The organism is Anaerocolumna aminovalerica, assembly GCF_900115365.1.
GTDB lineage: Bacteria > Bacillota > Clostridia > Lachnospirales > Lachnospiraceae > Anaerocolumna > Anaerocolumna aminovalerica.
Map to the genome: position 1 here is coordinate 1 of NZ_FOWD01000075.1, position 5418 is coordinate 5418.

Annotated in this window: 4 protein-coding genes and 1 other annotated feature; of the genes, 3 read left to right on the forward strand and 1 reads right to left on the reverse strand. The window is 38.4% G+C overall.

The annotated features are described in order from the left end of the window. The coding region (gene tnpA / locus BM183_RS20335; protein ID WP_139221572.1) for an IS200/IS605 family transposase at positions 1-189 on the reverse strand (189 nt) is incomplete at its 3' end. Between the two features lie 161 nt (positions 190-350). Further along, positions 351-604, reverse strand: a binding site (T-box leader). Positions 605-861: 257 nt separating this feature from the next. Between tnpA (BM183_RS20335) and BM183_RS20340 the strand changes: the two genes are divergently transcribed. From BM183_RS20340 to tnpA (BM183_RS20350), 3 genes are all read left to right on the forward strand, one after another. Then, on the forward strand, positions 862-1914 hold the full coding sequence (locus BM183_RS20340; RefSeq protein WP_091689428.1) for a DUF1259 domain-containing protein: 1053 nt from the start codon (positions 862-864) through the stop codon (positions 1912-1914). A gap of 450 nt (positions 1915-2364) precedes the next feature. Next, positions 2365-5022 carry a calcium-translocating P-type ATPase, PMCA-type gene (locus BM183_RS20345; RefSeq protein ID WP_091689429.1) on the forward strand — a complete coding sequence of 886 codons (2658 nt, stop codon included), beginning with the start codon at positions 2365-2367 and terminating at the stop codon, positions 5020-5022. Between the two features lie 207 nt (positions 5023-5229). After that, a partial coding sequence (tnpA, locus tag BM183_RS20350; RefSeq protein WP_139221572.1) for an IS200/IS605 family transposase occupies positions 5230-5418 on the forward strand: 189 nt, incomplete at its 3' end.

Genomic DNA, 5418 nt, shown 5'->3' on the forward strand with positions numbered 1-5418 from the left:
CATGTGTATGTGATCTTTACAACACTCTGCTTCAATTATTTCTATCCCTTTCCTTTTACACAACATACTCAATATGTTCGCTACATCTTGTTTTATTTGTCCATATACTATCTGTCTCCTGTATTTTGGCGCAAAAACAAGATGGTATTTACATTCCCACTTCGTGTGTGATAAACTATTCTTATCCATTTTGGATACCTCCTATGCTATTTTTGTGTGGTTGGCGAACCTACACTTAGTATAACATAGGAGGTTTTTAAACTTGAAGCTAAAGCTAATTGGGAACACACCTGCATAGCAGGTGGTTTATTTTTATTGTGACACAAAAAAGCCCCAAGCTGATTAATTCAGCTTAGGGCGAACTATTATGTCCGTGTTACCACCTAAATTCAAGGATAAACTTGCACTCTGTTAGTACGGGGCAATTGCATCTACCCGATACCAATTTCCTTTTAACGGCGGAATCTCCGATGAAGTCTACTTAGATTTCTCTGTTCGGTTCATAGCTCCGAGACTGCTTCAATATTATCTTTGTAAAGATTCGCACCGCCATCTTCTCTCTGTGACTCCAATAACATCTACTACTTCTCTTCATAGCCTTTGAATTTGAAATTAAACGTATAATACCACCATTTACTTTACTTGTCAAATAGAATTGGATGATTTCCCATTATAAAGTTATCAATATGATGAACAATGAACATGCAAGATATTTCCTGCCCCACCTATTTACTCATAAAAGAGAGATTGTTTAGATTATTATTCATACAGCTATGTACATCTAAGTAACCATTCTATTCAGATTACATAAAATGAATGAGGCAATTATCCATTCCTGAAGTTTTTCTGGAGGTAAGAAAAATGTCAATTTTTTATACAGTACAATTTGGTGATACACTATCGAATATTGCTCTGCGGTTTGGAACGACATTACCGGGATTGGCCCAAATAAATAATATTTTTTATCCATATCCTATTTACGCCGGACAAAGATTGATTATCCCTGTAGAAAAAGAATTACAACAAATAAGTGGTGTAGCTACTCATTATCCATCAGCAGGAACCAACTACACTCCGGCAATTGGATATGCAGGTCAAGTTCCAATTGTTGTAGATCAAGAAGCCATTGAGAATATAATTGGAAAAAAGGGTACAATGCAGGATGATGTTTTAAAATTCACATTTCCACGCTATGACTTGAAAGTAAATATAGGGCCAGTTTCTATAGAGCCAGAGCTTGCACTGACTTCCTGGATGGCTTTTCACCAGATAGGTAATCACAGTAGGGTTATGGGCGATCTTGTTCTTCTAGAAAGTGAAATTGATCCGGTTATTTCACAGCTAATTGCAAATGGTCTTGAAATCACTGCTTTACACAATCACCTGCTTTATGAATTGCCCCGGATTATGTATTTACACATCTCAGGTATTGGAGATGCAATAAAATTAGCACAAAGCATAAAAAATGTTTTTTCTGTAACCCAAACTCCCCTAACAGGTCATCCAGCAGGCCAGACCTTACCTCAGGAGTATTGGAACACTGTTGAAGGAATTATGGGAAAGAAAGGCACCCGCATCGGCAGAGTAATCCAGTTTTCATTTCCTCGGGCAGACAATATAAAAGAATTTGGGTTAGTAATACCTCCGAGTATGGGGATTTCTCAAGCAATTAATTTTCAGGTTGAAGGTCAAAAAGCTGCTGCTACTGGAGACTTTGTCCTAACTGCCAATGAGGTGAATCCGGTGGTCCAAACACTAAAACAATATGGTATTACTGTTACAGCCATCCACAACCATATGCTTTATGAGTCACCCCGATTATTTTTCCTGCATTTTGGGGCTGTAGATAACCCTGAAATATTAGCTTATGGCCTTAAGCAGGCACTTGAGCAGACAAACACAATCATAGGGTAATATCAATCTTATTTTTCATAAGGTGGCTTAAGTTTTTAAAGCTTCTATGTAAATATAGATCATAGATAATCTTGAGCCTCCTGCAATAAAACCTACCAACTATCAATTATCCGCTATACCATAAATTCTACAAAAGTGAATTAAATCACTAAGCCCTACATATTTGAGATAGATTGTGTTCAAACCTTGACAAATATTTTTCAACATGATACAGTATTGTAACAATTTAAAATACTCGTGAGGGAGTAGTTTGCACAGAATTCTGTGTGTCAAGTCAACATACTGACCGAAAGGTCTGGCTTGTCTTAATAAACGAGACTCATGTATAGCTTCTATTAGCCATACATAGTCTTTTTTTCGGCTCGTGTATAGCAATAGTGCTATGCACGAGTTTTTTATTTTGTAAAAAATTTATCAGATACCTAAAGTTTACATGAGGAGGAAATTGTAGTGAAGGAATTTATGGAAAACCAAGAAGATTTAATATGCCGGCTTAACACAAATTCATCAGTAGGGCTGACAACACAGCAGGCAGCCCAAAACCAAGCAAAATACGGCAGTAACACACTTACGAGAGAGAAGCCAGAATCATTGGTAAAGCGTATTTTAGGGGCTGCCAGTGAGCCGATGATTTTGATGCTGGTTATGGCAGGAGTCATTGCGCTTATTGTCAACATTATTCGTGCGTCTACAGGCGGTGAAGCAGACTTTTTAGAATGCGTCGGCATATTTGCAGCAATTTCACTTTCAGTGATTATTACTGTTGTCATGGAAGGAAAAAGTGCCAAAGCGTTTGAAGCTCTTTCCAAAATAAGCGAGGATACGATGATTAAGGTTCTGCGCAACGGTGATACCGTAATGCTGGGGCAAAAAGAACTTGTGGTCGGTGATATTTTACTTCTCTCTACAGGGGACAAGATCCCTGCCGATGGAAGGCTGTTAGAAAGCATGGGACTTGCAGCAGATGAATCAGCTCTGACAGGAGAAAGTGTGCCGGCAAAAAAGGATGCAGTCTCTATTATAACAGATGAAAAAACACCCCTTGCTGAACGCTATAATATGCTTTATTCAGGAAATTACATTACAAGCGGATACTGCAAAATGGTAGTGACCGCAGTTGGCGACAGCACTGAGTTCGGAAAAATTGCCGCAGAGCTTACGAAAACCGTGAGAGCTTCCACACCTCTTCAAGAAAAACTCGCAAGGCTTGGAAAAACCATTACCATTCTAGGTGTTATTGCAGCTGCCATTGTTTTTATAACAGAGATCATTTCTTTTGCTATTTCAGGCGGACTAGTATTTGAGGAAGTACTGGAGGCTTTTGTCACCAGCATTGTGCTGATTGTGGCTGCTGTACCAGAGGGCCTTCCTACCATTGTTGCAGTATCCCTTTCAATCAATATTATTAAGCTCTCCAGCCAAAACGCACTGGTTAAAAAAATGATTGCCTCTGAAACCGTTGGCTGTATAAATGTAATATGCTCAGATAAAACCGGTACACTGACCGAGAATAAAATGACGGTCTCAGCTTTCTATGACAGCAAGTGGCATGAGAAACCATCAGAACTATCGTCAAATTGGATTGTTCACAATGTCTGTCTTAACACAACTGCAGACATTTCTCAGGACGGCACTTTTATAGGTAATCCCACAGAATGTGCAATGTTAAACTTTTATGAAAGTTCAGATATCCGGAAAAAAAGCGGAAAATCCTATAAAGACGAACGTTCAGATCACGATGTGCTGCATGCTTTTCCATTTTCCTCTGAACTAAAGCACATGACAACCATCAGTAAAGTGGACGGAAAAATCATTTCCTATGTGAAAGGCAGCCCAGAGTGCGTATTCTCCATGTGTGATATTTCTGATTCCAAAAGAAGCGTAATTGAACAATACATTACAAAGGCTCAGAAAAAAGCCATGCGTGTAATAGCCTTTGCTCACAAAGAACTTAATGGTATGCGGGACTATGAAGATCAGCGTAATCACGTTGAAATGGAAACTAACATGGTTTTTGACGGCTTTGTGGCCATATCCGACCCGCTTCGTGCTGATGTATACGAAGCCGTAAAGAATTGCAGACTTGCTGGTATTGACTTGAAAATACTGACAGGAGATAATATTGTCACTGCTACCGCCATTGCCAATGAGCTTAATGTTTTAAGCAAGGATCATATCGCTGTTGAAGCGAAAGATATTGCTGATTTCAGCGATGATGAATTATTAAAAATGCTTCCCAAAATCAGTGTTATAGCTCGTAGTACGCCAACCATAAAAATGCGGGTTGTCAAACTGTTGAAGACGCAGGGTAATGTGGTTGCTGTCACAGGAGACGGCATAAATGACGCACCTGCTCTTAAAAATGCTGATGTTGGCATTGCCATGGGAATATCAGGTACGGAAGTGTCCAAGGAAGCAAGTGATATCGTTCTTCTGGATGACTCCTTTTCAACAATTGTCAAGGCAATTGCATGGGGACGCGGTATTTATGAAAACTTTAAGCGATTCATTCAGTTCCAGTTAACAGTAAATGTATCTTCCGTTATCGTTGTTTTCACATCTATCATTTTGGGACTCAAAGCACCCTTTACAGCCTTACAGCTCTTATGGATTAACATTATCATGGATGGCCCCCCTGCCCTTACCTTAGGTCTGGAGCCTATTTACGATGATCTGATGAGCCGCCCTCCTACAAAGCGGAGCGATAACATTGTATCTAAGGCTATGCTGATAAGAATAGGACTGACAGGCGCATATATTTCTATTATATTTTTATGCCAGTACACTTTTAACTTTTTAGGAGCAACAACAGAGCAAATGCCTACCGTGCTTTTCACATTGTTTGCTTTGTTTCAACTATTTAATTCCTTTAACTGCCGCGAACTTCACTCAGTGAGTATTTTCAATCATTTATTGAAAAACAAGATTATGCTGTTGGTTATTACGGTTACTTTTATTCTACAAATCTTAATAATACAATTTGCAGGTGCATTCTTCGGAACAATTCCCCTTGACTTAATAATGTGGTTGAAAATATTCGGAGTTTCATTCAGCGTTATTTTAATATCTGAATTTGTTAAGTTAATGTGGAGGAGAATTAAAGAATAATAAGCTATGGTTTATTAATTATTTACATTAAGTATTGAAGGAAACAATGGAAATTCATTGTTTCCTTTTTTTGTGTCACAATAAAAATAAACCACCTGCTATGCAGGTGTGTTCCCAATTAGCTTTAGCTTCAAGTTTAAAAACCTCCTATGTTATACTAAGTGTAGGTTCGCCAACCACACAAAAATAGCATAGGAGGTATCCAAAATGGATAAGAATAGTTTATCACACACGAAGTGGGAATGTAAATACCATCTTGTTTTTGCGCCAAAATACAGGAGACAGATAGTATATGGACAAATAAAACAAGATGTAGCGAACATATTGAGTATGTTGTGTAAAAGGAAAGGGATAGAAATAATTGAAGCAGAGTGTTGTAAAGATCACATACACATG

Coding starts and splice junctions, on each gene's coding strand:
- BM183_RS20340 (WP_091689428.1), top strand. CDS start 862: ATGTCAATTTTTTATACAGTACAATTTGGTGATACACTATCGAATATT.